The following is a 23,234-nucleotide window of genomic DNA, read 5'->3' as shown; positions in this document are numbered from 1 at the left end:
ATGAGGTGGATAGGTCTGGGGTGTAAGTACGGCGACGTATGTAGCTGACAGATACTAATCGATCGAGGACTTAACCTATTTTAAAAAGTAGTTACTTGAACTACACCAATGTCTTTTATTCAGTTTTGAGTGAACAAGATTTACTCAAAGAGTCTAGTAACGATGGCGAAGAGGTCACACCCGTTCCCATACCGAACACGGAAGTTAAGCTCTTCAGCGCCGATGGTAGTTGGGGGTTTCCCCCTGTGAGAGTAGGACGTTGCTAGGCAAGCGAAGCCATTCCCTTTGGGGAGTGGCTTTTTTGTGTTTTATAATGGAAATAGATTGAATTGAGCATGATGTATTCGTACTTTACTCACTTATAGATCGGGTTTATTCGCTCTGATTATCATGATAAACGCTCTATTGTGCTGCTTAACTGCTCAATGTATCAGGATTAGTGCTCTATTGTTCCACTTAACCGCTCAAAGAGTCACGGCAAGCGCTCAATCACTTCGTCTATCCGCTCTATAAGTCATGGCGCCCGCTCAATCGCACCACGTATCCGCTCTATAACCTTCCAAATCTTCTCAATATCTAGCACCAACAGCTCACCACTTTTATCCCTTATCCACTACTCCACATAAAAGAAAATAAATTTCTATATAAAGTTTTATTTACCCTAATAGTCTCTGGTTTGTTGGGGTATATTGGTAGTATGACACGTAGGATAGTAGTGGAGGGGATTCCGTGATCATGATGATAGTTAAACGCTTCTTTAAAGAACGCTTTTTTGATCAGGCAGCGCAGAACGCTTATTACTTGTTACTTTCGATATTGCCCTTTTTACTAGTAGTATTGTCAATTGTGCAATTTCTACCTTTGGAAGAGGCTAGTATTTTAGCGTTACTACGTCCATTCGTGCCAGATGAATCTTTTCAGTTGATTGAGCAAAGTGTTCAGTCCGTACTCTATAAAAGTCATGGCAAGTTGCTTGCACTCAGTATGCTAGCTGCATTGTGGACGACATCCGTTGCGGTACAATCATTTGCCCGTTCATTAGACATGGCGAATCGGAAGCTTCACCAGCAGCCGCTATGGATTAGTATAATCCGCAATCTCGGTGTAACAATTCTTTTCATGCTTATTGTTCCGATGTCGCTATTTTTGCCATTGATTGAAAAACATATACATACTGTCATTGCGTATTATGATGTGCTCGATGCATGGGAAGGCTGGTTGTATATTTGGCCTAATATAAAGTGGGGTCTTGGTACATGCTTTCTATTTTTGTTCTTCCTATTATTTTATCAACTTATGCCAACGGGAAAGATGAAATGGAAAGAAGCATTGCCCGGCGCTTTGCTTTCAGCATTTGGCTGGCAGTTCGTTTCATTACTATTCGGAGAGTATGTATCACGTGTGGATTATTCTAGGCTATATGGACAATTGGCAGGGATTATTATGCTTGTGTTATGGTTTTATCTAACAGCAGTGATTATTATTCTTTCTGGGTTATTGAACGCAGAGTGGAAAAAGTGGAGGCGATCTAAATGAAGATCTTGGTGGTAGATGATGATATACATATTTTAGAGTTGGTTAGTATTCATTTGCGACAGGCGGGGTATACCGTTGTGAAGGCAATGAATGGGCTAGAGGCGCTTAAGGTAGTCGATAGAGAGTGGCCAGATTTAGCGGTGGTAGATGTGATGATGCCAGGAATGGACGGTTATACGCTGACGAAGAAGCTTCGTGAAGATACGGAAATTCCCGTGTTGTTGTTGACAGCTAAAGGTGAGATGGAAGATAAGGAGCGAGGCTTTTTGGCTGGATCAGACGATTATCTGGTGAAGCCGTTTGAACCGAAAGAGTTATTGTTCAGGATTCATGCAATTTTACGGCGTTATGACAAAGCTGTCGACCGGATGATTCAAGTCGGTCCGTTAGTGATTAATAGACAGAGTTATGAAGTAGTGCTTGGTAAAAAGTCATTACTACTTCCATTAAAGGAGTTTGAATTGTTGTCAGTGTTAGCTTCTCGTCATAGTCAGGTGTTTACACGAGAAGTGTTAGTAGAACGTGTATGGGGCTTTGATTATGAAGGGGATGAGCAGACGTTGAGTGTACATATCAAACGCTTACGCGACAAGCTTGAGAAGCTTACGAATCAGGTGAAAATTGTAACGGTACGTGGTGTTGGTTATAAGCTTGAGGTTTCGGAATGAAGTCGCTGTACGGAAAGTTTCTCGTTTTAACAGTTGGAATCATGCTGGTGAGTGCGATTCTAGCGTTTCTTTCCGTTAATACATATTATCACCGTTATTTGAAAGAAGAGAATGATGCAAAGAATGTTCGAGTTGCTGAGCAAATTGCATTGTTCATTGAAGCGAATAACGGTATAGATTTACATGCATACTTCGATATGCTTGCTAGTACGGGTTATAAACTACTCGTCAAACCGCCTTCAGGTGATTCAACTATCTATGGTGAAGCGTTTCGCGATGATAACCTTGAGGATGAAGCGATTCAGAAAGTCTATGATGGCGAAGTCTATCATGGCATGCGAGATCTAAGGGCGGAGACGTTCGTGACGGGGTATTTCTCTAATGAGTCAGCTAATACAGTAGGTGTACCGTTTATGTACGATGGTCAGATATATGCATTGTTTTTGCGCCCAGATATTAAAATGCTTTTCACTGAAATTCACTATTTGCTTGGTGGCATGGTCATTGTCATGGCGATTATCAGCATTCTCGCAATGCTCGTCGTTGCGCGCAAACTGATTGCACCAATTGTTGTATTGACAAGAGCGACTAAGAAGGTAGGTGAGGAGCAGTTTACGAGTGAGTTGTCGATTGATCGACGTGACGAGATTGGGCAACTTGCAATGAGCTTTCAACAGATGGTCGATCGTTTGAGTGAGAACGACCAGATTCGAAAGGCATTTGTCAGTGATGTGTCGCATGATTTTCAGTCACCTTTATTGAATATTAAAGGGTATGCAGACTTGTTATCGGATGAAGAGCTACCCGCTAATGAACGCATACGTTATGCAGGAATCATTCAAACGGAAACCGAACGACTCTCGACGTTGACGAAGCAGTTATTATTGCTGACATCACTCGATCAACTAATCTCTCCATTGCAGAAAAAAGTCTTCCGAGTTGATCAGCAAGTGAGAGAAACAGTACGGAAATTCCAATGGCTATTACAAGAAAAAGAGATGTCGGTCATGCTCGAAATTGATGATATCACGTTTATAGGGGATCCTGCTTTTCTTGAGAAAGTATGGGAGAATTTATTGTCGAATGCACTGAAGTATTCACCGGATGGAGAAACGATCGATATCCGATTGACCGAGCAGGAACATGTAATCTGTTTCTCTATTAAAGATACAGGAATCGGTCTTTCACCTGATACAAAGAATCGAATATTTGACCGTTTTTATCGTGCAGATCACTCAAGAACACGTGAAGTAGAGGGGACGGGCCTTGGATTATCTATTGTTGAACAAGTGGTACGGCTTCATGAGGGCCGTATAGAAGTAGTCGGTGAGTTAGGTATAGGTACGACATTCATCGTGTATTTACCTAAATTGTAACAGGCAGTTCATCTTCCGTTCATCTTGGGGTGTTATGATAATTGTAGTAGAAAGATGACAGGAGGAAATAACTTATGCAAGAAAAGTGGAGTTTACGATTGATTCGCATTGCGGCGATTTTCGGTTTAATTGGAACGGTACTCGGTTCCCATATGGCGGGTGCAGGTTCATACGCGTTCCGTCCCATTCACGCACATATTTTACTTGTAGGTTGGTTGTCAGTATTTTCGTGGGGTGTGTTCTACAAGATTTACCGAGTCCGTGCTAGAAAGCTATTAACATTGCAAGGCTGGACAGGGATTATCGGTGCGATAGGTTTAACGGCGGGTATGTGGTTACAGTTCATGCAACCCTTCAATGTCAATGAAGTATTCGCACTCATACTCTATATAGTAGGCGGTACCGTGCTATTAGTGAGTTTTGCATTATTCGTAGTTGTAACATTCATGATTGAAAAAACACCTACTGCACGTCATTAATAGTTACCCAAGAATCCGGATCATACCAGGTTCTTGGGCTTTTTATTGTCGAATTATAAAGGAAAGTTTTTACGGATAATCAGTAGTTTCAACAAATATTTCATAACCCATATGGCATACTAGAGCGACCTAACAGATGAAGGAGCGAATGACTATGACTGCTCGCAATCGGTTTCACCTCATTATGATTTGTTTTACTGTCTTGATTGCTGGGACGTTGTTAATTAAACAAACGGCTAGTTCAGAACAACAAAAGATTGAAACGATAGGAATAGATTACGCCCAGATGAATCAATCCGTGGAAAAAGTGCTGAAAGATATGCCGGAAATTGCAGAGGAGCTGAAATCTATCCAATCAGGAATTTATAATAATCAACTAGATCAATCGTTTTCCACAAATAAGACAGAGTTTCGTTTACGCGTGAATAATAATCTGACAGAGCAAGAGCACTCTTCCCCATTTCTTAGAGGTATCGCGGAGAAGCAAACAGATCATTATGAAGATGCTTTAGATATTGCGGAAGAAGCTTACGGAATTACGGTAACCGAAGATGAGATAGATGCATATATTAAAGAGAATGTCTCGACGATTTGGGATGCAGAAAAACGAAGATATGCGAAATCGCTACAATTAACGCTAAATGAACTGGACTATCAATTTGATCGAGATATCTATGTGATGAATGTTTTGTGGGAAAGAGTATTACCAATTGTGATGCAAGAGTTTCCGAGGCAGCGTGGTGAAAGTGGACAAGCATATGGAAAACGATTAAAAGAAGAGTTTTTCAGTAGTACAGAAGATTCCGCATAGAAATTTATTAGTTATATCGGTTACAAAGGAAATTTGAAATCATTTTTGGTATTCTTGTGATCCCTATTTCAATTGAAGATGGCTAGTTATTGCTATATTATTTCTCGGGGAATATATACTTGATTCAAATACTATATCTCTCTATTTACTAGCGATATGTGTGAAAAGGACAAATAGATCTTTAATTTTACTAGTCTCCATTTTTGAAAGTGTTTTCATACTATAAGCTGAATCTTCGCCTAAATGAATTTTGTAGAAATAACGGCGAGAATTTGTGCTATATGCTATATTTAAGACTACTTTCAAATGAAATGGAGCGGAAAAAATGATAGAACTTCAAGGGATATTGTTCGGTATGGAATTTGGTAATATCCTTACACTGCTCTTATCTATTGTCACAATTCTCAATATCCTGCTATTGGCATCGGTTTTATTTATCGAAAGAAGAGATGTAGGAAATACGTGGGCGTGGATTATGGTTCTAGTGTTCATTCCTATTGTCGGTTTCTTTATTTATCTGTTCTTCGGACGAAGTTTAAAACAAAAAAATTTCTATAATCTTTCCGTTGCAGAAAGAAAGGCTGAGAAAACGGAAGTGGACAAACAACTGCGACCGGAAAACTTGGCCAGACTGGAAAGCAATCCATTATTAAAAGAACATACTGAATTAATCCATATGAATTTGAAATCGTCTCACGCTCTACTCTCCAAAGATAATCATATTGAAATCTTTGACGACGGACATAAAAAGTTTGCAGCATTATTTGAGGATATTAGATCTGCCACGAAAGAGATCAATATCCAGTATTATATTATTCAGTCCGATTCGCTTGGCATTAGGTTGCGTGATCTATTGATTCAAAAAGCGAAAGAGGGAGTAAAAGTACGGCTCTTGTATGATGAGGTAGGCTCGAAGAAAACACCGCCTAGATTCTATAACGAATTACGGGCAGCGGGTGGAAGTGTGGAAGTATTCTTTCCATCAATGTTCCGACTAATAAATTTTCGTGTGAATAATAGAAATCACCGGAAGCTTTGTATCATTGATGGAGAAATAGCGTACATTGGCGGATTCAATGTCGGAGATGAGTATCTTGGCTTGGATAAGAAATTTGGTTATTGGCGCGATACCCATTTCAGAATTAGAGGTGGTGCGGTCAATCATATTCAAGGGAAATTCGTTCTAGATTGGCACCAAGCAAGTAAAAAAGAGCTGGGGGACTTGGGAGACTTCATATTCCAGACTGAAAAACAGAACGGCACAAGCCCAGTACAGATCGTCTCAAGTGGGCCGAATTCCGAGACGGAACATCTGAAGAACATGTATATAAAGTTATTATTATCTGCTAAAAAAAGTGTCTACATACAGACACCATATTTTATTCCAGACACAAGTTTTATGGATGCTTGCAAAATTGCATTGTTATCAGGGATTGATGTACAGATTATGATTCCGTGTAAGCCAGATCATCCTTTTGTCTACTGGGCTACTTGGTCGTATGTGGGTGATTTGCTAGATTATGGCGCAAAAATATTATTATATGAGAATGGCTTTCTGCACGCGAAGACGATTGTAGTGGATGAAGAAGTGTCAGTAGTAGGTACTATGAATATCGATTCACGAAGCTTCCGTTTGAATTTTGAAGTGACTGCGATTGTCTATGATGAGATAGTAGCAAAACAACTGACAGATCTGTTTCGTCAAGACACGAAACTTAGTTCTGAGCTGACGAATGAACATTATGAGGAGCGATCATTGCTGATTAAGTTTAAGCAATCGATATCTCGGTTATTATCTCCTGTACTTTAAAGGCGTAATGTAAGTACTACACTAGTATAGGTAATAACAATATCATGTAAAAAAGAAGCAGCTTTGTGCTGCTTCTTTTTGTATCAGTATTTAATTTACATAAAGACTAAGTTTAGTTTCCCGTCTTTTAGCTCCAAAGAAGCATCAAACTTTTTCCCGTCAGCTGAGGTGAAGCCTTTGATGACGTTCGTTTGACCTTTAGTACAGAGCAATTTCACTTGGGGTACCGTTAGTTTCTTTTTCAAGAAGAGCCCTGGGAAAGTTTGCTTACAACCATTTTTATAGTTACTACAGCCATAGAATTTTGGATGTTCAATAATGTTTCCTTTACCGCATCGTGGACAGGGAGCAACTTCAGTTCGTGTATACGAGCCTTTGCCCGATGAGGGGCGTGGTGGTAGCACGATATCGATCGTCTGTTTTTCGACCTGAACAGGTACATCTTCAATCAGTTTTTGGATAAACTTTGATACGCTGCCCAGAAAGTGTTGACCTGTACCTTCGCCATTTCCTATTTTCTTCAAGTATGTTTCCCACTTTGCTGTCATGGAAGGGCTGGCAAGCAGACTACCTTCGATGGTCTGGCATAGTACACGTCCCTTGTCGGTGATGGATACGATGTTTTTTGTCACGGAAATATAGCCGTGTTTTTTAATCGTCTCGATAATACCGCTTCGTGTAGCTTCCGTTCCAAGACCTTCTATTTCTTTTAAAATGTTTGTCTCACTCTGATCTTCCACCAATTTCCCACATGTTTTCATCATCGCAATGAGCTGGCCTTCAGTGTAAGGTTTGGGTGGCTGAGTTGCACCTTCTTTTATACTAATTTCACTTTGTACGGTTTCCTCACGTTCAAGTGGTGGTAAAGCCGGTTCTTCAGAGTCTTTTACTTTCTTTGGTGTAGAGAAAAGCTCTTTCCACCCTTTATCACGCTCGGTTTTACCCGTCGTGAAGAACGGCAACCCATTGACGTCAGTAGTGACCTTTGTTTCGGTATACAAGTAATCCCGGTGGAACATAGCTAGCGTCGTCCGAATGACTTCCTCATACAGATTACGTTCAAGTGGTGACAACTTTGTCAGTGCTGCTGGTGTAGGGAGTTTTTTCGTTGGAATGATTGCATAGTGCTCTTGTACTTTTGAGCTATCTACATAGCGTTTTTTAGGTGTACGTGAAGCCACTTCAAATGGCTGTTCGATCAACTTTTGATAGTCTTCTATGGCCGCTTCCAAGTATGTGAATTCGCTCGGTGTAATATGCCTTGTATCAGTTCTTGGATAAGAGACGAGCTTTTTTTCATACAAGGTTTGCATTGTTTTTAATACAGTTGCCGGACTCGCTTTCCAACGTCTATTGGCTGTTGCCTGCAAGGTAGAGAGGGAGTGTAACTGTGGCGGCGGCGTTCGTTTATCTGTATTCGTTAACTCGGTAATCACGCCAGGAGTCCGCTTGGTGATGTTGCGACTGTTTAAGGCTTCCGCAATTAATTCTCGCTTTGGTTCTTTTAATTTGGCTTTTCCTTTATATGTCCCTTTTTCGGCAGTGAAAATAGCTTCTGCTTCGAAAAACGGCTCTGACACGAATGTCTCGATCTCGCGTTGGCGCTGATAAATCAAATAAACGGTCGGTGATTGCACACGTCCAATAGGGAACACTTCCTGAACTCCCTTGGCTTTCAACAGTAGTGTGTAAAGCCTAGAACCATTCATGCCTACGAGCCAGTCGCTGATTTGGCGCGCCTTTGCTTCTTCATACAGTTGTAGATCTTGTCGATTATCCCGTAGATTCTGGAAGCCTTTGCGTACTTCATCGGATTCCAGCGAGTTAATCCATAGTCGCTCAATCTTCTGGTTGCGAGCTCCCGTCATGTAGTAGATGGAGTAAAAGATATTAGATCCTTCGCGATCTACGTCACATGCGTTAATGACATGATCCGTTGCACGAATGAGCTTCTTAACGACTTGAAACTGTTTATACTTACCCGGGGCAACTTGAAACTCGTAGCGCTCTGGCAAAATAGGTAAACTACCGAGCGACCAGCGTTTCCAGGCGGGATTGTATGTATGCGGTTCTTTTAATTCCACGAGATGACCAACGCCCCACGTAATGAAGGCGCCTTGTGGAAACGTTTGACATGGCTGGATTTCTGTATAGCCGTCATGTTTACGAGTGGTGAATGCATCTGCATAGGCTTTTGCTTGGCTCGGTTTTTCAGCTAAAATGACCGGTTTCATAGGAACACCTCAATTTCGTTAATAGTACGTTCGTTCTGTTAGTTGTATTATCTCATATTTTGGGATGGCTGGCTATTAGGCGTCTCTAGAAAGAAAGGTTTTCATGAAAAGTATGGTAACCTTTTTGACTCACAAACGAACTACTATATAGAACCTAAAGTAAGGAGCGGATTTTTTATGAAATGGAATAAAATGATACCATTTGCTATGTCAGCATTGCTTATTGGTGGCGTGGCGGTACCTGAAGCAGTTAGTGCGAAAGAGGAAGTGAAAGCCGAAGTGACATCAGAGGAAAAAGCATTTATTAAAGTAGAGGGAACCATCGATGGTATAGAGAAAAATAATGAGTTAACGCTTTATACGGTTAAAGGGGATGAAGATTTTCCTGTCTTGGCTATTACAGATGAAACACTGATTTTCGATAATACCGGGCAAAAGACAAAGCTAAAAAAAGGTGATAAAGTGTCTGCTTATACCCATGCAGATAAACCAATGGTTATGATTTACCCACCGCAGTACACTCCAGATGTTGTTATTGTCGGGAAAGATGAAGCAAACACAGCAGTAGTTGGAATATTTGATGATGAACTGGTGGATCCATATTTGAAACTTCAATTGAATGTAGATGACAGTACGGACATTTCCAGTGCTTCGGGTAATAAAGTGAACGCTGACGACTTGAAAGGCAAAGACTTGCTAGTATTCTACAAAGAAACAACTCGAAGTATTCCAGCCCAGACAACGCCGGAGAAAGTAGTGGTACTAGACATAAATACAGTAGATGAAGATGCCACCGTAGAACAAATTATAAAAGACGATCATTATATGGTCGACGGTGTGAAGATGGTACCACTTCGCTTGCTTGCTGAGAAACTCGGATATGTCGTGGATTCGACTGGTGTGGGTGCGGTCATATCAAAAGGTGCACCATCTTATACGATTACTCGCGGACAGAAGGAATATGGCTACAATAAATCATTGTTGCAATTTGAAGCGGCACCGGAGCTACTCGAACCGAGGAAGACTTATGTACCGGTAGGGCTTATTGAAGAAATGATGAAGTGATCAAATCATATGAAAAACAGGCAGGAGTCCGCGGACTTCTGCCTTTTCTGCCATTTACATCAAGACTTCTTCTTTTGTTTCATTTCTGTTGGATAGAGGTTTGTAAAGTAATCGTTCGTTATGTCACGTACTTGTCCGCTTAAGAATAGTACCGCAATCACGTTAGGAATCACTACAATTGCGAGTAGTAGGTCAAGGAATTTCCAGACGAACTGCAATCCACCAAGTGCTCCGATTATAATAGCCGCAATATATGCGATGCGTATGACAATGGAGAAGTTGGGTCCGAATAAAAACTCTGCTTGTTTTTCACCGTAATAAATGATGACTACAATCGTTGTAATAACAAATAGGAATAATACGACGGATATAATAATCCCGCCTAGAGAAGCTCCAAATACCGTACTATAAGCTTCTGTCACCATGTTCGCCGCGTTGTCTGCGTCAATGACTTTCCAGACGCCTGTTGTCAGTATGACTAGCGCGGTCATAGTACAAACAATCAATGTATCCACAACGACTTCAAAGACGCCCCAGAAACCTTGTTTGGCGGGATGACTATTCACCGCAGCTGCGTGGGCAATCGGCGCGGTACCGATACCGGCTTCATTGGAATATAATCCACGGGCGAGTCCCCAACGAATGGCCGCGGCCACACCAGCACCTGCGAATCCGCCTGCTGCTGAAATCGGCTGGAATGCATGTGTGAAAATCAATCCAAATGCTGCAGGCACTGCATCGACATGAAAGCCGATAATAATGAGAGCAGTTAAAATATAGATTACGACCATTGATGGAATTAGACGTTCCGTTACGCGCCCAATTGCTTTAATTCCACCAAATGAAATGAGTCCAACAAGTATAGCGACGAAAATTCCCGTTATAATGGGAGATAAACCGAATGAACCTTCCAGGGTCGTAGCGATAGAGTTAGATTGCACCATAGTACTCGCCATAACTTCTAACATGAGGGCGAATGCAAAGATATACGCAATCTTTTTCCAGCCAAGTCCTTTTTTTATGTAATACATCGGACCGCCGACGTAATTACCGGCAGCGTTCTTTTCACGATATTTAATGCCGAGCACGACCTCGGAATATTTCGTGCCGATTCCAATTAGTGCGACTACCCACATCCAGAAGATCGCGCCAGGTCCACCGAGTGCGATGGCTACGGGAACTCCGACAATATTTGCTGCTCCCATTGTGGAAGCAAGTGCTGAGGTTGTTGCTTGGAAAGGGGTTAGTGTACCGTCTCCAGAGCCTTTCGACATGATCTTTCCGAAGGTTTGACGAAAAATGTGAGGCATATAGCGGAACTGAAAGAACTTCAGACGAATTGTGAGGAACATTCCACCTCCTATTAGTAAAATAATGATGGGTAATCCCCATAAAAAATCTGAGATAATTTCCACCCATTTGGTAAACGCATTCATTGGCACCGACTCCTTTTGTAGTTTGAGACTACTCAATCATCTAGTTGTTGTGTTTCGGTTTACGAATTAGTTGTCTACTATACTAGTGAATGAATGGAAGTGATGTCAAATGAAAATAGAAAAGTAAAGGTTTTTGGACTTAAGTAATTGTTAATAGATACACATCAAAAAGCATATTTATCAAGGAATGATAATATATTTCTCGCAAATTATTTTGTTGAATACATGGAATTATTTGAAAATGGTTGACAAGTTGCTCTGCGCAATGTAGTATTACGTTTAATATTACATTGTAGACTAAGAATGGAACCAGTAAAAATGTTTTGTGTCTTTGTAGAGAGCTGATGGTTGGTGAAAATCAGCAGGCGCACATTTTGAACTCATCCATGAGTCACTCCCTGAAAGAACTACAGTAAGGGATGTCGGTTTCCCCCGTTAACGGGATAGACAGTCATAGCTGTCGATAAGTGGATTGGCCAAGTATGGCGAATCAATTAGAGTGGTACCGCGAGTTGAACCTCGTCTCTATATTTCAATATAGAGACGGGGTTTTTTGTATTTATTTTTATAAAAAGGAGTGCAAAGAGATGAGCAGAAAAATTTGGGTTTTTGATACAACATTACGTGACGGAGAACAGGTACCTGGTGCTAAATTGAATCTTTATGAAAAGGTAGAAATTGCACAGCAACTGAAGAAGCTTGGCGTTGATATAATCGAAGCTGGTTTTCCTGCTTCATCTCAAGGCGACTTTGATGCGGTGAAGGCTGTTGCGCAGAAAGTAGGCAATACAAATGACATCATGATCACAGCATTGGCGCGCGCAGTTCAGGCAGACATTGATTCAGTTTATAACGCAGTAAAGTACGCAGAAAATCCGATGATTCATATGGTGCTAGGTACTTCTGATATTCACGTAGAGAAAAAATTCAATAAATCAAAGGACCAGATCCTACAAATTGGTGTAGATGCCGTGAAATATGCAAAAACATTATTGCCTCAAGTACAGTATTCAACAGAAGATGCTTCACGCTCAGAGTTTGAGTATTTATGGCATACAATCGAATCGGTTATGAAAGCGGGTGCGACCATGATTAATGTGCCTGACACAGTAGGCTTTGCAGAGCCTGAAGAATTTGGTGCGATGATCTATAAATTAAATGACCGCATGAAGAACTTGAACCCGGACGTATTATTAAGCGTTCACTGTCATAATGATTTAGGAATGGCGACTGCAAACACATTAGCTGCAGTCAAGAATGGTGCGGATAAAGTAGAGTGTACAATTAATGGAATTGGAGAACGAGCAGGCAATGCAGCGCTTGAAGAAGTGGTCATGGCATTGAAAACTAGAAGCTCCATTTATAATGTAAACACACAAATTAATACAAAAGAAATTATGAATACATCTCGTCTTGTATCTAGCTTTATGGGATTGGATGTGCAAGTGAACAAAGCCATTACGGGAGATAATGCTTTTGCCCATTCGTCAGGTATACACCAAGACGGCTTATTAAAATCCCGCGATGCATATGAAATTGTTCATCCGGAAGATGTTGGGCTGGATGATATGGAATTGATTTTGACAGCGCGGTCAGGTCGCCATGCGGTGAAAAACGCACTTGAAAAGCTTGGTTTTACCTATATGAAGCCTGAAGAGTTTGAAGGGATATTTGAAGGATTCCTAAAATTAGCAGACCTCAAGAAGGAAGTATATGATCATGATTTATATGTAATAGTTGAAAGTTATTATGAAAAACATGATAAAGAAAATGCAACGAATTACAGCGATCATTTCTTTGAATTTGAAGATCTGCAAGTCGTCAGCAATTCTAGTTTCCCTTCCGCTAGCGTCAAAATTCGAAAAGGGGAAGAAGTTTTCAAATCGAGTGCTGTTGGAACGGGTCCAATCGATGCCCTGTATTCAGCGATTGCTGAAATTACAAAGATTCAAGTGAAGTTGATAGGCTATGATATTAGCAGTGTATCACGGGGCAAAGATGCGCTAGGAAAAGTGAAAATTACCATTGCATATGAAGGAGAAAATTATATCGCGAAGGCAGCTGACACAGATATTTTGAAAGCAAGTGCACTGGCCTATATAAATGCGATTAATAGCGTAATCGTAGCGAAAATAAAGGGAAAGTCTGCACAAAAACTAACTGTAAATATTTAATTTGAAATAGAAAAGGCAGCTATCTTATCATGAATAGCTGCCTTTTCTCATGCGTAAATATGAAATAAATATTCCTGACCATTCTTTACAGGATCTTGTGCAAATTGGTAACCGTGAGCAATCGCTTCTTCCGGTACATTGCGGAAAGAGCCCGGGCAATCCGTGATGACTTGCAGCATTTCTCCCTTATTCATACCTTCAAGTGTTTCCAATGTGTAAATCACAGGATAGGGACAGGACTCGCCGCGAAGGTCGAGTGTGAAGTCCGCTTCTACTTTAGCTTGCATGTATATTCATTCCTCTCTTAATTGCCAATTTACGATGGTAGCGTTTTTCTCCATATACTGTTAATGCATAGAGTCCCCCAAGCATTAGCAGTGTGACAGAAATTGCGCCAATCGGTCCAATTGTATCGAGTAGATTGATTTTTGCTCCACCCTTGACCAATACATTATAGACACCAAGATGATCCCATGCGTAGGCAAGAAACGTAGCACCAATAATATTACCCACAAATACCGGTAAAAATAGCAACTGGCCTTCCATCAAGCGATACATCATACCTGTTTCACAGCCTGACGCCATCACGATGCCTAGTCCGAATAATGTACCGCCTACAAACGTGCTAAGTGCTGCGATTTGTGTGATTGGCGTTAGATCATAGATCGAAATAACAATGATCGTCAAAATAGAACTGACGGCCATTCCTACAATAATTGCTTTTGCCATAATACTACGTCCAACGAGAAATAAATCACGAAATGCAGAAGTGAAACAAATTTGTCCACGCTCGATTAGAATACCGAATGCGAGACCAAATAGCGCGCCTAAGCCTAGCAGTCTTTGTCCCGACGTGAAGAAGTACATAGTGAGTCCGATGTAAAGTACGGCAATCACTGCACCGATATACGGTTGGATTATACGTTTTTTAAGTTGCGTGGGCTTTGCATTCCCCCGAATCAATGATGGTTTGCCTTTCCACCAACGTGTTTTCGTCAGTTTGGCACCGAAGAAAGTCCCGATACCTGTTGCTACGATGAAAATCCATGAGTGAAAAGAGAATTGCGGAACGCCTGTGAAAAACGCGGCTAAGTTACAGCCGAGTGCTAGGCGCGCCCCGAATCCTGCGATGATTCCGCCAATTAATCCTTGTACATAGCGTCTCTTTTGCTGCGGCAGACGGATTTTGAAGCTATTGCTAAGCAACACCATAATGAGCGCACCTGCGAACATTCCCCAGACAATCCAGCCATCTGGTCGGTTCCACGTCTCACCTTGTAGATGCACCATATCAAGGTATTGCCAGCCCGAGATATCGACTCCGAGTAATAACAGGAGGTCGCCTCCGAGTCTTGTGAATTCACCAGTTACTGCCCAGACGGTGGAAGTTAAGCCAAAATATAAAGCACTAAGAATACCAGCCATTAATAAGACGACATAGGGGTTCCAATAGTGTTGGAAAATAGGTTGAATGATTCTCTTCATATGTAGTTGCCCCTTATAAAAGTTCTTTTTCTAGTGTATTCCTAATTTTGCAGAAATCAAGTGAGAAGATGCTAAGAAAAATATATATTTTTATTAAAAAGGAAGGAATGGACTAATATTTCATTAAAGGTGTGAGATGATTGGGTATATCAATTTTATTCAAAAAATTATCTGTGCAATATTATTTATATACGTATATTTACATACGGAATATTTATTTTTTTATAATAAATAGCGCTATAAACTATTCTTCTTATAAGAAAAAACGCAATTAATATAACGGAATTTATACGTTGTGCTTTATATCGTTGTTAATAAATACATTAATTTCATAAAATAGGTTTTCATTTATACACACCTACTTATTTAGTATCTTGTCCACTAAAATAATAGTTTATAAAGTTTATTGAAAGAGAATATTCAGAAATTAGTGTTGACTTAATGAAAAGGTTGTATTAATGTATTGCTATGTATAACGGATAGAGGAGTTATCGTTTTATATACGTTATATTCGAATAGAGTAGTATGAGAGAAAAGGGAGGATTTATCTATGTACAATCCAGATATTGAAAGCGCATCCATTTCCGAAAAGCGAGAACTACAACTTATAGGGTTAAAGAAGACGGTGGAAAACGTATATGAAAATGTTGGTTTTTATAAACAAAAGTTTGATGAATTGCAAATTAAGCCCAAAGATATTCGATCATTAGAGGATATTAAGAAACTACCTTTCACAAAGAAAAAAGATTTCCGCGATCAGTACCCATATGGACTATTTGCGATTCCTGTAGACGATGTTGCAAGGATTCATGGCTCATCTGGAACAAGTGGAAAGCCAACGATTGTCGGTTATTCAGAGCGTGATCTTAAAAATTGGGGGATTTTAGTGGCACGCGCTATCGTCGCAGCAGGCGGAAGGAAGTCTGATGTTTTCCATAATGCATATGGTTATGGCTTGTTTACAGGAGGGCTTGGTCTTCATCAAGGTGCAGATGAGTTAGGTGTAGCTACAATACCGATTTCTGGAGGAAACACAGAACGTCAAATCACGGTCATCAATGATCTTAAGCCACGTGGAATTTGTGGGACTCCATCTTACGTCTTGAGTATTATCGAAAAAATGGAAGAACTAGGAATGGATCCTCGTGATACAAATCTAGACTATGGGATATTTGGGGCAGAAGCTTGGTCTGAAGAAATACGTCTAAAATTAGAAAACAAACTAGGAATTAAAGCTGTAGATATTTACGGATTAAGCGAAATTATGGGACCTGGTGTTGCGTCTGAATGTCATGAAGCTCAAGATGGACTGCATATCGCAGATGATCATTTCTTTGTAGAAGTAATTAACCCCGATACCCTTGAACCTGTTGCTGATGGAGAATTAGGAGAATTAGTGTTTACTAGCTTGCAAAAGGAAGCGCTTCCAGTCATCCGTTACCGTACAGGAGATATTGCATCAATTACTCATGAGAAATGTAAGTGTGGAAGAACAACGACTCGTATGTCACGTGTTAAAGGAAGAACAGACGACATGATCATCGTGCGTGGAGTAAATGTTTTTCCATCTGAGATTGAACGAGAATTACTTCAAATAGAAGGATTGTCACCTGTTTATCAAATTCAATTAATTCGCAAAGGAGTTATGGATGCTATTGAATTACATATCGAGATTGAGATTTCTCTATACGAACAAGTTGGGTGTGACTTACTTCATGAATCCATCATGAATATGAAGCGAAAGATCCAGCACAAATTGAAAAATTCGTGTTTAATTTCAGTAGATGTTGTATGCAATGCACCGAAAGCTCTTCCAAGATCTGAAGGAAAAGCAACTCGTGTTGTAGATAAGCGTAATAGTTCGCCTGTAAGTGTATAACAATAACAACTGGATAAGGGCGTGAAGTGAGTGCAAGATTTATTACAGTTCACATTAACGGGAATTACGATTGGAAGTATTTATGCAATTGTCGCCCTTGGCTTCGTCACCATTTATAGTGTCACAAAAGTAATTAACTTAGCTCAAGGAGAATTCGTCATGCTTGGCGGATTGACTATGTTTTCACTCGTATCAGTGGGTGTGCCATATTGGCTTTCCTTTATTGCTACGATTCTCTTTGTGACACTTATCGGTTGGCTAATGGAATTCCTCTTGATACGAAGAGCCAAAGGTGCTGATGCGATCAGCTTAATCATTTTGACGATTGGAACTTCGATCTTCATCCGTGGAATCAGTAGCATGGTGTGGGGGAAAGACCAGCATACGGTAGCACCTTTCACCGAGAATACTCCTGTTACTATTGGAGGCGCTTCCATTACACCCCAATCAATTTGGGTTGTCTTGATTATGCTGTTAGTTGTCGGTCTCATGTACATGTTTATCGATAAAACAATGCTTGGAAAAGCATTCCAAGCATCTTCTGTTAACCCGATGGCTGCAAGATTAATGGGAATAAGTCCGAAAAGAATGTCTTCCTTCTCCTTTGTGTTGAGCGCTGCACTTGGAGCAATCGCGGGCCTTGCGATCGCACCAATCATTTTCCCAGCATATGATATGGGTGCTATGTTAGGTATTAAAGGATTCTCAGCGGCAATTTTAGGAGGACTGGGTAGTGCACCTGGGGCTGTTATAGGTGGTTTGCTAATTGGACTATTCGAATCCATGGGAGCGGGCTATGTTAGTTCAGGAATGAAAGATATTATTACTTTTTCAATATTCTTGCTTATATTGATAATAAGACCCAATGGAATTTTGGGTGAAAAAACTATTGGAAAGGGAGGTTTGTAATGAAATTACAAGGCGTTCAACAGACGAAGTGGTGGGGCGTAGTTGTATTCATTGCCGCCATCCTTATATTTCCATTGATAGTCACCCAATCATTTTTTATTACACAGGCTACTTTTGCAGGTATTTACGCCATTATAGCCATCGGTCTAGGTCTATTAATGGGCTATGCGGGGCAAATATCCTTAGGACAAGCAGCGTTTTATGGAGTGGGAGCATATACTACATCTATTTTGACAGCTACGTGGGGGTGGAGTCCTTGGCTTAGCTTGCCTATAGCTTTACTAGTTCCAGCTCTTCTAGCTTTCTTCATGGGATATACGATGTCTCGATTAAGTGGATATTACTTAGCAATGGCAACATTGGCTCTTGGTATTATCGTTCATGGCCTTCTTGTTGAAGGTAAAGGAATTACAATGGGGGCATCAGGATTTTACGGTATCCCGCAGCTGACATTGTTCGGCATGACAATCAATCAAGGAGTTCCCTATTATTTTCTAGTATGGTTTTTTGTTTTACTAGTTTTAATTCTTTCGCTTAACATTGTTCATTCTCGGGTTGGACGTGCACTCCGTTCTATACACGACAGCGAAATTGCTTCCAGCTCGATGGGGGTAAATACAGGCAGGTATAAAATGCAGGTGTTTATCTTGAGCGCAGTATTTGCAGGACTGGCTGGCTGGTTGTTTGCCCACATGAGCTATAGCATATCTCCTTCTGCCTTTACATTTGATGCATCCATACTTTTTCTGGCAATGGTCGTTCTCGGCGGAAGTGGAAGTGTGTGGGGGGCATTAATAGGAGCTTTACTAATACGTATGATTGGTATTACTGTTCATACACTTGGTGAGCAATTCACCTTCATCACTAGTGATTCGGAACACGTAATTTATGGATTGATCTTGATATTAGTCGTTATCTTTATGCCAAGAGGTCTATTCCCAACAGTAGTAGACTGGTTAAAAAATACAACTATAAAGAGAGTAGAAAAGAAAGCGTCTGTAGCCGTCACACCGATAAAACGAAGTGTTTCAGAATGAGGAGATGATGACGTTGTTGCAAGTAGAGTCAATTACAAAAAGATTTGGTGGAGTTGTAGCAAATAGCGAAGTCAGCTTCTCTGTCGATGAAGGACAAATCGTCGGGTTGATAGGCCCCAATGGAGCAGGGAAAAGCACAATGTTCAACATGATATCTTCTATATTTCCACCGACTGAAGGAAGTATTCTGTTTTGTGGGAAGAAGATTGATCTTCTTCCTTCATATAAAGTAGCTCCATTAGGCATTTCACGTACCTTCCAAAACCTACAAGTATTTAAAAATATGACAGTGATTGAGAATGTCATGGTAGGCCAGCATATGAGAACAAAGCAAAACCTTTCAGGAGTTACTTCCATGTTGCTTGGCATAACTAGAAAAGAACGCAAAGTATATGAAGAGGCGATGGACATTTTACGTTTCTTCAATCTTGAATCACTTTACGATCAGAAAGCATCCAGTTTGTCATTAGGGAAATTGCGACTATTGGAATTTGCTCGTGCTTACGCTACAGAACCTAAACTGCTTCTATTGGATGAAATTGCAGCAGGCTTAAATCATAGTGAGACATCTGAAATGAGCGAGTTGATTAAAAGAGTACGTGAGTCTGGTGTAACCATTCTAGTCGTCGAGCATGATATGGATCTAGTCATGAGTATTTGCGACAAACTTGTTGTTTTGGATCAGGGAATGAAGATTGCAGAGGGAACCCCAAAAGAAATTCAAGCGAATGAAGCGGTAATAGCGGCTTACTTAGGTGCCGAGATCGAGGAGGAAGTCGTATGAGTGAACAAAAGCTACTGGATGTACTCGATTGTTCTGTCAGCTATGGGCCGATTCAAGCATTGAATGGTGTATCACTGTCTGTTAATCAGGGAGAAATTGTCGCTTTACTAGGTGCAAATGGAGCGGGTAAGACCACTCTTTTACAAACTGTGTCCGGATTGCTTCGACCGACAAGCGGCCAGGTTATTTATCAAGGTACTGATGTTACAGGAATGGAAGCAGAAAAGATTGTTGAGAAACACTTAATTCATGTACCTGAACATCGTCAAATTTTTTCTACAATGACTGTGTTGGATAATTTATATTTAGGTGCTTACCATCATCGTAAAACTACAAACAAGCAAGCAATAGAAGAAAACATCAAAAAGGTTTTCGAATTATTTCCTATATTAAGTGATCGAAAAGATCAAATGGGCGGAACGATGTCTGGTGGTCAGCAACAAATGCTTGCGATTGCACGGGGAATGATGGCAGAGCCTGATTTATTGCTATTAGATGAACCTACATTAGGACTCGCTCCTCTTGTAGCGAAAGATGTATTAGAACTCGTTGGCGATTTACGTAAGCAGTTTGGAACAACAATATTATTAATAGAACAAAATTTACATGCATCCCTTAGAGTGGCTGATCGAGGGTATGTCATTTCTCATGGTGAAATCATTAAGAGCGGCAGTTCAAGTGAATTACTGAATGATCCAGAAGTAAAAGAAGCTTATTTAGGGCACACAGTACATTGATGATGGAGGATGAGAAGATGTTCAAAAAAATACCTATGCTAATTCTGGCAGCTATGATTTCATTGGTGTTAGCTGCATGTAGTGACGCAGACGCGGGGTCTGAAAATGGAGAACTGACAGAGTATAAAATTGGTGCGATTTATTCAAAAACAGGTCCAAACAGTCCGTTAGGTGAACCTGAATGGAATGCAGCGAAATTATTGGAAGAGAAAATTAATGCAGATGGCGGTATTGACGGTATTCCTCTAAAGATAATTTTAGCAGATGACGAATCTAGTCAGGAAAAAGCAACACAAGAAGCTAATCGATTAGTGAACGACGAAAATGTATTAGCTTTAATTGGTTCTTCAGGAAGTGGTGAAAGCCTTGCAATGAAAGGAATCGCCATGCAACAAAAAGTTACGATGATTTCGGCAGCAGCAAGTACGCATATCGTTGAGCCTGTTGAAGATGCGGAATGGGTGTTTAAAACACCGCAATCGGATAGACAAGCAGTTGAACGAATTTATATGTATTTGAATGAACAAGGAATTAATAAAATTGGTACTATTAGTGATTCTAATGCGTTTGGTTCCAGCGGTTTAGAGCAATTGGAAGCTTTAGCAGATGAATATGATATTAAAATCGTAGCAAAGGAAAGTTATAATACGCAAGATCCTGATATGAGTACGCAAGTGACAAAAATTAATAGTGCAAAAGCTGAAGCAATTGTCGTTTGGGGAACTAATCCTGGACCAGCTGTAATTGCAAAGAATGCACATGATCTAGGAATAAAATTACCGGTGTTTGGAAGTCATGGCATTGCAAATCAAAACTTTATCTCTTTGGCGGGAGAAGCAGCAGAAGGTGTAGTAATTCCTACTGGAAAGCTACTATTCCCAGATCAGATTCCTAAGGACGATATACAGTACAGTGTAGTATCAGAGTTCTACAAGGAGTATACAGAAAAGTATGATAGCGAACCGACTAACTTTGGTTCTTATGGCTATGACAATGTGATGTTGGCGGTAGAAGCATTAAAGAACGGAGCTACCGACCGTGAAGCTATCCGTGATTATTTAGAAGAGAATATTAAAGACTGGATCGGTACAACAGGAGTTTATAATTATACAGCTGATGATCATAATGGGCTTGGACCAGAGAGCTTTGTGTTGGCAACTGTTAAGGATGGAAAATGGACGTATATTGAATGAGATTGAAAAGCACTGCGCCATAGCAGTGCTTTTTGTATGAAAAGTTCTTTAAGAAATGACTAATCTTTCTAGTAATACACGGTACAGACGCTATATCATAAAATTTTAAAATGGAAATAAATTATTCTGAATATATTGTTGACAACGCTTACACATTGATTTAAGATACTAAGTATAACAAAAAACGATAAAAACGTTAATTATACGTTATACTTAAAGGGATTAATTTCCTTCCGAAAGAGAGGAGAGTACAGCATATGAGTAATGAACAGAAAATTTATGATTTAACAATAATTGGTGGTGGCCCTGTAGGTTTGTTTACATCCTTTTATGCAGGTATGCGCCAAATGTCGGTAAACTTAATTGAAAGCCTTCCGCAACTTGGTGGTCAATTATCAGCTTTGTATCCTGAAAAGTATATTTACGATATTGCAGGATTCCCGAAGATCACCGGACAAAAGCTTATTGATAATCTGGTTGAGCAAATGTCGCAGTTCGAACCGAAGATCACCCTTGAACAAGAGGTACGTGAAGTGATTAAGCAAGAGGATGGGAACTTCAAAATCAGAACAAATAAAGAAACTCATTACTCTAAGGCAATTATCATTACAGCGGGAAATGGTGCGTTTCAACCTAGAAAGCTTGATGTTGAAAATGCAGAACGATATGAAGACAAAAATTTACATTACTTCATTAAAGACCTACAATACTTTGCAGGAAAGAATGTACAGATTTTTGGTGGCGGAGACTCTGCTGTAGACTGGTCTCTTATGCTTGAACCAATTGCGAATAAAGTAACACTCGTTCACCGCCGTGATAAATTCCGAGCGCATGAAGCTAGTGTAGAAAATTTAATGAATTCCAAAGTAGAAATTAAAACGCCATATACACCATCATTGTTTATTGGTGAAGATAAGATCGAAAAAATTGTTCTTAGTAAGATGAAATCGGAAGAGGTAGAAGAAATTGAAATTGACGAAGTGATAGTCAACTACGGCTTCGTATCTTCCCTCGGTCCTATCGAAGATTGGGAACTAGAAATTGAAAAGAACAGTATTGTCGTCAACTCAAAAATGGAAACTAACATTGAGGGTATTTATGCTGTTGGCGACATTTGTACGTATGAAGGAAAAGTTAAACTTATAGCTAGCGGATTTGGAGAAGCACCAACGGCCGTTAGTAACGCGAAGGTCTACCTTGATCCAACGGCTAAAGTTCAAGCAACGCATAGTACGACTTTGATGGAGAAAAAGGAAAAGCAAGATCAGAAAAAAGTCCCGGTCATCTCTTGAATGCTTGACTCAATTAGAATAAAGGAGGACACCTTTTATGGCTACACATACTATTGTTGATCAATCGACTTGCATAGCGTGCGGTGCATGCGGAGCAAGTGCACCGGATATTTTTGAATATGATGATGAAGGTTTTGCATTCGTACTTCTTGATAATAATGAAGGTTCGGCAGAAGTTGATGAGGATTTACTGGATGATTTGGAGGACGCTCTAGAAGGTTGCCCAACTGACTCTATCAAAGTTTCCGAACATCCCATCGTGTTAGAAGAAGTCTAGTATTTTTTTGGAGTTAAGTATAACAATATTTATTAACTTCATTTAAACTTGT

20 protein-coding genes, 1 rRNA gene and 1 other annotated feature are annotated in these 23,234 nt (G+C 40.2%); of the genes, 17 read left to right on the top strand and 4 right to left on the bottom strand.

Annotation, left to right across the window (positions count from 1 at the left end; all coding sequences use genetic code 11):
- Positions 1-152 precede the first annotated feature (152 nt).
- The 7 genes from rrf (at position 153) to cls (ending at position 6,680) form a co-directional block, all read left to right on the top strand.
- A 5S ribosomal RNA gene (gene rrf, locus CSV74_RS10490) occupies positions 153-268 on the top strand.
- 467 nt (positions 269-735) lie between these two features.
- Positions 736-1,536, top strand: coding sequence for a YihY/virulence factor BrkB family protein (locus CSV74_RS10485; RefSeq protein ID WP_029054042.1), 801 nt, complete (start codon positions 736-738; stop codon positions 1,534-1,536).
- Positions 1,533-2,204 carry a response regulator transcription factor gene (locus CSV74_RS10480; protein ID WP_099691602.1) on the top strand — a complete coding sequence of 224 codons (672 nt, stop codon included), beginning with the start codon at positions 1,533-1,535 and terminating at the stop codon, positions 2,202-2,204. The genes CSV74_RS10485 and CSV74_RS10480 overlap by 4 nt, the downstream gene beginning before the upstream one ends.
- Positions 2,201-3,580 carry a sensor histidine kinase gene (locus CSV74_RS10475; RefSeq protein WP_099691601.1) on the top strand — a complete coding sequence of 460 codons (1,380 nt, stop codon included), beginning with the start codon at positions 2,201-2,203 and terminating at the stop codon, positions 3,578-3,580. The genes CSV74_RS10480 and CSV74_RS10475 overlap by 4 nt, the downstream gene beginning before the upstream one ends.
- Before the next feature lie 74 nt (positions 3,581-3,654).
- Complete coding sequence (locus CSV74_RS10470) at positions 3,655-4,059, top strand: hypothetical protein (RefSeq protein ID WP_099691600.1); 405 nt, start codon at positions 3,655-3,657, stop codon at positions 4,057-4,059.
- 154 nt (positions 4,060-4,213) lie between these two features.
- The gene (locus tag CSV74_RS10465) at positions 4,214-4,870 is read left to right on the top strand and encodes a hypothetical protein (protein ID WP_099691599.1); all 657 of its coding nucleotides are present in this window, start codon (positions 4,214-4,216) and stop codon (positions 4,868-4,870) included.
- A 355-nt stretch (positions 4,871-5,225) separates the two neighbouring features.
- Positions 5,226-6,680 (top strand): cardiolipin synthase, encoded by a 1,455-nt coding sequence (gene cls / locus CSV74_RS10460; protein ID WP_099691609.1) that lies wholly within the window; start codon positions 5,226-5,228, stop codon positions 6,678-6,680.
- Between the two features lie 95 nt (positions 6,681-6,775).
- Here the strand turns inward: cls and CSV74_RS10455 are convergent, their stop codons facing one another.
- A complete protein-coding gene (locus CSV74_RS10455; RefSeq protein WP_099691598.1) occupies positions 6,776-8,914 on the bottom strand; it encodes a type IA DNA topoisomerase in 2,139 nt (712 codons plus the stop codon).
- A 177-nt stretch (positions 8,915-9,091) separates the two neighbouring features.
- Here CSV74_RS10455 and CSV74_RS10450 point away from each other — a divergent pair, with 177 nt between their 5' ends.
- On the top strand, positions 9,092-9,979 hold the full coding sequence (locus CSV74_RS10450) for a stalk domain-containing protein (protein WP_099691597.1): 888 nt from the start codon (positions 9,092-9,094) through the stop codon (positions 9,977-9,979).
- A gap of 59 nt (positions 9,980-10,038) precedes the next feature.
- On the opposite strand, the gene CSV74_RS10445 is transcribed toward CSV74_RS10450, so the two are convergent.
- Complete coding sequence (locus CSV74_RS10445) at positions 10,039-11,415, bottom strand: alanine/glycine:cation symporter family protein (RefSeq protein ID WP_099691596.1); 1,377 nt, start codon at positions 11,413-11,415, stop codon at positions 10,039-10,041.
- A gap of 290 nt (positions 11,416-11,705) precedes the next feature.
- Positions 11,706-11,945, top strand: a binding site (T-box leader).
- 57 nt (positions 11,946-12,002) lie between these two features.
- On the opposite strand from CSV74_RS10445, the gene CSV74_RS10440 reads away from it, so the two are divergent.
- Positions 12,003-13,589 (top strand): 2-isopropylmalate synthase, encoded by a 1,587-nt coding sequence (locus tag CSV74_RS10440; protein WP_099691595.1) that lies wholly within the window; start codon positions 12,003-12,005, stop codon positions 13,587-13,589.
- A gap of 47 nt (positions 13,590-13,636) precedes the next feature.
- Here CSV74_RS10440 and yedF read toward each other — a convergent pair whose 3' ends face one another.
- Both yedF and yedE read right to left on the bottom strand, forming a co-directional pair.
- Positions 13,637-13,876, bottom strand: coding sequence for a sulfurtransferase-like selenium metabolism protein YedF (gene yedF, locus CSV74_RS10435; protein ID WP_099691594.1), 240 nt, complete (start codon positions 13,874-13,876; stop codon positions 13,637-13,639).
- Entirely contained in the window at positions 13,866-15,074 is a 1,209-nt protein-coding gene (gene yedE, locus CSV74_RS10430; protein WP_099691593.1) for a selenium metabolism membrane protein YedE/FdhT, read from the bottom strand. The genes yedF and yedE overlap by 11 nt, the downstream gene beginning before the upstream one ends.
- A gap of 550 nt (positions 15,075-15,624) precedes the next feature.
- Here yedE and CSV74_RS10425 point away from each other — a divergent pair.
- From CSV74_RS10425 to CSV74_RS10390, 8 genes are all read left to right on the top strand, one after another.
- Positions 15,625-16,953 carry a phenylacetate--CoA ligase family protein gene (locus tag CSV74_RS10425; RefSeq protein ID WP_099691592.1) on the top strand — a complete coding sequence of 443 codons (1,329 nt, stop codon included), beginning with the start codon at positions 15,625-15,627 and terminating at the stop codon, positions 16,951-16,953.
- Between the two features lie 30 nt (positions 16,954-16,983).
- Positions 16,984-17,862, top strand: a complete 879-nt coding sequence (locus CSV74_RS10420) for a branched-chain amino acid ABC transporter permease (RefSeq protein ID WP_029054029.1) — start codon at positions 16,984-16,986, stop codon at positions 17,860-17,862.
- Positions 17,862-18,899, top strand: coding sequence for a branched-chain amino acid ABC transporter permease (locus CSV74_RS10415; protein ID WP_099691591.1), 1,038 nt, complete (start codon positions 17,862-17,864; stop codon positions 18,897-18,899). The genes CSV74_RS10420 and CSV74_RS10415 overlap by 1 nt, the downstream gene beginning before the upstream one ends.
- Positions 18,900-18,903: 4 nt before the next feature.
- Positions 18,904-19,683 (top strand): ABC transporter ATP-binding protein, encoded by a 780-nt coding sequence (locus CSV74_RS10410; RefSeq protein ID WP_029054027.1) that lies wholly within the window; start codon positions 18,904-18,906, stop codon positions 19,681-19,683.
- Positions 19,680-20,420, top strand: coding sequence for an ABC transporter ATP-binding protein (locus tag CSV74_RS10405; protein ID WP_029054026.1), 741 nt, complete (start codon positions 19,680-19,682; stop codon positions 20,418-20,420). Before CSV74_RS10410 ends, CSV74_RS10405 begins: the two co-directional genes overlap by 4 nt.
- A 17-nt stretch (positions 20,421-20,437) precedes the next feature.
- On the top strand, positions 20,438-21,613 hold the full coding sequence (locus CSV74_RS10400; protein ID WP_099691590.1) for an ABC transporter substrate-binding protein: 1,176 nt from the start codon (positions 20,438-20,440) through the stop codon (positions 21,611-21,613).
- Positions 21,614-21,870: 257 nt separating this feature from the next.
- Positions 21,871-22,905, top strand: a complete 1,035-nt coding sequence (locus tag CSV74_RS10395; protein ID WP_099691589.1) for an NAD(P)/FAD-dependent oxidoreductase — start codon at positions 21,871-21,873, stop codon at positions 22,903-22,905.
- A gap of 37 nt (positions 22,906-22,942) precedes the next feature.
- On the top strand, positions 22,943-23,182 hold the full coding sequence (locus CSV74_RS10390; protein WP_029054024.1) for a ferredoxin: 240 nt from the start codon (positions 22,943-22,945) through the stop codon (positions 23,180-23,182).
- Positions 23,183-23,234: the final 52 nt, after the last annotated feature.

Source organism: Sporosarcina sp. P19, assembly GCF_002743165.1.
In the GTDB taxonomy this organism is placed as follows: Bacteria; Bacillota; Bacilli; order Bacillales_A; family Planococcaceae; genus Sporosarcina; species Sporosarcina ureae.
This window is presented reverse-complemented; position numbering and strand designations above follow the sequence as displayed.